At 61.2% G+C, this 3,810-nt stretch carries 4 protein-coding genes and 2 pseudogenes; 3 read left to right on the top strand and 3 right to left on the bottom strand.

Annotation, left to right across the window (positions count from 1 at the left end; genetic code table 11):
- Nucleotides 1-523 (bottom strand): annotated as a pseudogene (locus tag EOA75_RS30240) (S9 family peptidase); the annotation flags it as partial.
- A 120-nt stretch (nucleotides 524-643) separates the two neighbouring features.
- On the opposite strand from EOA75_RS30240, the gene EOA75_RS30235 reads away from it, so the two are divergent.
- On the top strand, nucleotides 644-1,012 hold the full coding sequence (locus EOA75_RS30235) for an SH3 domain-containing protein (protein WP_127325864.1): 369 nt from the start codon (nucleotides 644-646) through the stop codon (nucleotides 1,010-1,012).
- 411 nt (nucleotides 1,013-1,423) lie between these two features.
- On the top strand, nucleotides 1,424-1,852 hold the full coding sequence (locus EOA75_RS30230; RefSeq protein WP_127325862.1) for a MucR family transcriptional regulator: 429 nt from the start codon (nucleotides 1,424-1,426) through the stop codon (nucleotides 1,850-1,852).
- Nucleotides 1,853-2,000: 148 nt separating this feature from the next.
- Here EOA75_RS30230 and EOA75_RS30225 read toward each other — a convergent pair whose 3' ends face one another.
- Nucleotides 2,001-2,429: a SufE family protein gene (locus tag EOA75_RS30225; protein WP_066997661.1), complete on the bottom strand. Its 429-nt coding sequence runs from the start codon at nucleotides 2,427-2,429 to the stop codon at nucleotides 2,001-2,003.
- 111 nt (nucleotides 2,430-2,540) lie between these two features.
- Nucleotides 2,541-2,933, bottom strand: a complete 393-nt coding sequence (locus EOA75_RS30220) for a DUF5330 domain-containing protein (RefSeq protein WP_127325863.1) — start codon at nucleotides 2,931-2,933, stop codon at nucleotides 2,541-2,543.
- Between the two features lie 531 nt (nucleotides 2,934-3,464).
- Between EOA75_RS30220 and EOA75_RS30215 the strand changes: the two are divergent.
- Nucleotides 3,465-3,810: pseudogene (locus EOA75_RS30215) on the top strand (PAS domain-containing sensor histidine kinase); the annotation flags it as partial.

Genomic DNA, 3,810 nt, shown 5'->3' with positions numbered 1-3,810 from the left:
CCCGCACGCGCAGCGCGAAGAACTCCGAGCCCTTGTCGTCGAAAGCCCAGAGCAGCTTGCGATGGTCAGCCGAATGGTCGAATCCGCCAAGACGGAAATAGGGCTTGCCTTCGGCTTCCGCATCGCCGTCGAGCAGGATCTCCTCAATGCCGCCATCCCGCGGCGTGCGGAAGTAGCGCGGTTGCTCGCCGCCGAGCTTGAACGACGAGCCATAGGCGTAGGGACCGTCCTTCATCGGCACGGTGGAGTCGTCCTCCTTGATGCGCCCCTTCATCTCGGCGAACAATTTGCGGCGCAGCTCGGCCGTGTCGGCCATCAGCGTTGCCTGGTAGGCATTCTCGGCCTCGAGATGAGCGCGGATCGCGCCGTCGAGCAGTGCAGGGTCCCTGAACATCGCCTGCCAGTTGGCGGCCCGCATCCAGGCGTAGTCGTCGGTGCGGGTGATGCCGTGATGAACGTCGAAGATGGGGCGTTTCTCGGGCCGCGGCGGGATGGCGGTCGGGAAGACGGAGGTTCTGGTCATTGCGTCTCGCTGTGGAATTGCCTGAAATCTGCTTGAATGGCGAATGAACGTGTCGCTCAGCAGCGGTTCAAAGGGCGGGGTTCAAGGTGGTCTACACAAAGTAAGTCGAAAGGGGAAAAGATGAAATCCTATGTTCGAGCCGCCGTGGCTTTCGCTGTCGTTTCGGCGGTCCTGGCCTTTTCCGGCCAGTCTCATGCAACCGTGTTCGCGGCCTGGCAAGTGGCTGGCGTGCCGTTCGGCGACACGCTCAACGCGCGCAAGTATCCGTCAAACACATCGCAAAGACAGGCGGCCTTTCCGAATGGCACCGTCTTGCAGATGACCGGCCGTTGCACGGGCGGGATAGATCTGCTCGACATTGCCGGCCAACCGCACTGGAAGCAGCGGCAGGCGATCCGCTACCGCTGGTGCGAGGTCTGGCACGATCCGGCGCAGAACGGTCATTTTGTTACCAGCTGGGTCTACGGCAAGTACATCAAACCCCACTGAGAGGTTCGTCGAGGCGACTTGGCTGTTCGACGCGAGGATGAATGTCCGCGCCATGATCCATAGGATTCTTCGCTCACCGGGCGGCCAAACATTAGTTTAGCCAAGCATAAAGAACCTGTTTTGACGCGACCAGAGGTGTAAAAGCGTGCTTGGCGCCACGTCAGGCTGCACTGGTCCGGCCAGAAAAATCTCGCTAAGTTACACGGCACACGAATTTTTGAAGCTGAATCGGCAATATTTGATGAATATCGCCGAATATAATTCAGTAGGTGAATTGACTTACTTGCAGCACAGGGTCATTAAGATGACGCGACGCGAATCGCAGGGCTTGCCTGCATGAATTTCGCGCGATGCCCGATCCAGAAAAAGGGCGCAGTCTAGAAAACAAACTCTCGTTGGGGCCTGAGCACAATGGATATCGTCGAAACACCTTCAAGGAATGGGGACGCGCTAATCGAGCTGACTGCCGATGTCGTCGCGGCCTATGTCAGCAACAACCCGGTGCCGGTCGGCGAACTGCCGAACCTGATTGCCGACGTCCATGCCGCGCTCGGCCGCATCGGCGGCACGACGGAGCAGCCTTCGGCCGAGAAGCAGAAGCCGGCCGTCAACCCGAAGCGCTCCGTCCATGACGACTACATCGTCTGTCTCGAAGACGGCAAGAAGTTCAAGTCGCTGAAGCGCCACCTTATGACGCATTACAATCTCACCCCGGAAGAATACCGCGAGAAGTGGGGCCTGGACGCCAACTATCCGATGGTTGCTCCCAACTACGCAGCCGCCCGTTCGCAGTTGGCCAAGAAGATGGGCCTCGGCCGCAAGCCCAAGGGTCGCCGGTAGCAGCTTCCGCAGGTCGGCAAAAGCAACGGCGCCCGCGGGGCGCCGCGCCCGCGGGGCGCCGTTTGCTTTTGAGGTATTTCAGGGAAGTTCTTGCTGCGAACGCGTGAACTCGCAGCAGGTGCTGCTTGTTGCCGGGCTTGGGGCAGAGTCAGGCGGTTTGCTTCAAGGCGGCTTCGGCGTCGCGCTTGATGCGCTTGACCATCGAGCGAAGGCCGTTGGCGCGCTGCGGCGACAGATGCTCGTCGAGGCCGAGCTCTTTCAGCGTCACTTCCGCATCGGTGTTCTGGATTTCACTGGCCGGCCGGCCCGAGAACAGCGCCAGCATGATGGCGACAAGGCCGCGCACGATGTGGGCGTCGGAATCGCCGCGAAAGCTGACCACCGGATCGACGCCTTCTCCCTGCTCGGTGGTCAGCCACACCTGGCTGACGCAGCCCGGCACCTTGTTGGCCGGTGTGCGTTCCGCCTCGGGAAACGGAGGCAGCGCCTCGCCGAGCTCGATGACATAGCGGTAGCGGTCCTCCCACTCGTCGAGCAGGGAGAAATCGTCGCGGATCGTTTCGATCGAGGTCGTCATTGCCCGCATATAGTGACCCGGCGCCGCCACGTCACGGAAAAAGAAAGACGCCGCGGGCGTCGAGAGGTCGGGCGGGCCCGCGGCGTTAGAGCATTTCCAGAAAAAGCAATCTTAGTTCTTCGCCGTCAGCATCGCCGGAATGTTGACCTTGGCGGGCAGCACGATGTCCTCGGCGACGCTGCCGGTGGTCTCGCCAGACGTCTGCGCTGCCTTCGCAGCGGGCGCGGCCGTCTTTTCCGACTGCTGGTCATCAAGCATGGCGGCGGCGATCTTGGCTGTCTCCTTGGCGCGCACGGTGATGGTGTGCATGGCCGATTTGCCGGTCTTGCAAACATCCGGCTTGCGCTCGCAGATGCCGGCGATGTCGCCGACCGCCTCGCGCGCCGCAAACAGCGCCTGGATCGGCCCGACTGCCTCGCGGCCATCCTCGTCGGGGCCGACGCTGAGCGGCAGCGCCAAGAGCACCAGCGAAAACCAGAAAGCCATCCTGATCAGAAAGCCCATCTCGATGCCTCGTCGTGATCGGATCATGCATCCATCGGCATGACCTCTTTTTATGGACATGACAATGGCACGAAGGCGCGAAGCGTGGCTTGCGCCGAAGCCGCGAATTTTCTTCAAATTTTAGATGAATTGGAAAGGATTGGTTTTCGCTATTGATCTAACTCAAATCTGATCCACTGTATTAACTTTGAAATAGCCATCTATGCGGCTGTTTCAAAAGAAAAATTCTGGAAAGGGCGAGCATCGGCACTGGGTTTTCAGGAAGCCAGGCGAGCCGCGCTGTGGCTAACGCTCCATTTACCATGGCGGCAGATCGACGGGCTTTGGGGTGTCGGCGTCCCGATATTTGCCGCGGGCAGGGCGCTCGCCTTCTCCGCCTTATCCATTCCTTAAACGCTGGATGCGACTTTCAATCCAATCAAGAGTCACCTGCAGAAGCAGGGCAATTCACGACCGGGTCCGAGTGCGTTGAGTTCGATTACGGCCAGATACGTTCCTCTGCCTGGCGCGGTTGCCGCCGGCTGCGAACGCATGGTTCATCCGACCGTCACGGACGAGGCTGAGCGCCAGCGCCAGCGCCGCTTCATCGGCGTCATGCTCGCCACTCCCTTCCTCGCCGCGGGTGCGGCGGTGACGCTGGTCACCTCAAGTCTGGGCGCCGCCGTTACCGTGGCTGCGATCTTCGGCGCTTTCGGTCTGTGCTGGTTCGCAGCGCTTCTGGTTGCCGCCACCGGACGCATGACGCTCGCCGGCCGTGCCTCGGTGGCGACGGGCGGCCTCGCGCTTGCTGGCGCAATTGCCGCGGCGGGTGGTCTGGCGTCGCCAGTCGCGCTGCTTGCCGTGGCTTTGCCGGTCGAGTCTTGGTGGATCGCCGGGT

It is taken from the genome of Mesorhizobium sp. M1A.F.Ca.IN.022.07.1.1, assembly GCF_003997575.1.
Classification (GTDB): domain Bacteria; phylum Pseudomonadota; class Alphaproteobacteria; order Rhizobiales; family Rhizobiaceae; genus Mesorhizobium.
The sequence above is the reverse complement of the archived record's forward strand: the minus strand, read 5'-3'. Positions and strand labels throughout refer to the sequence as shown.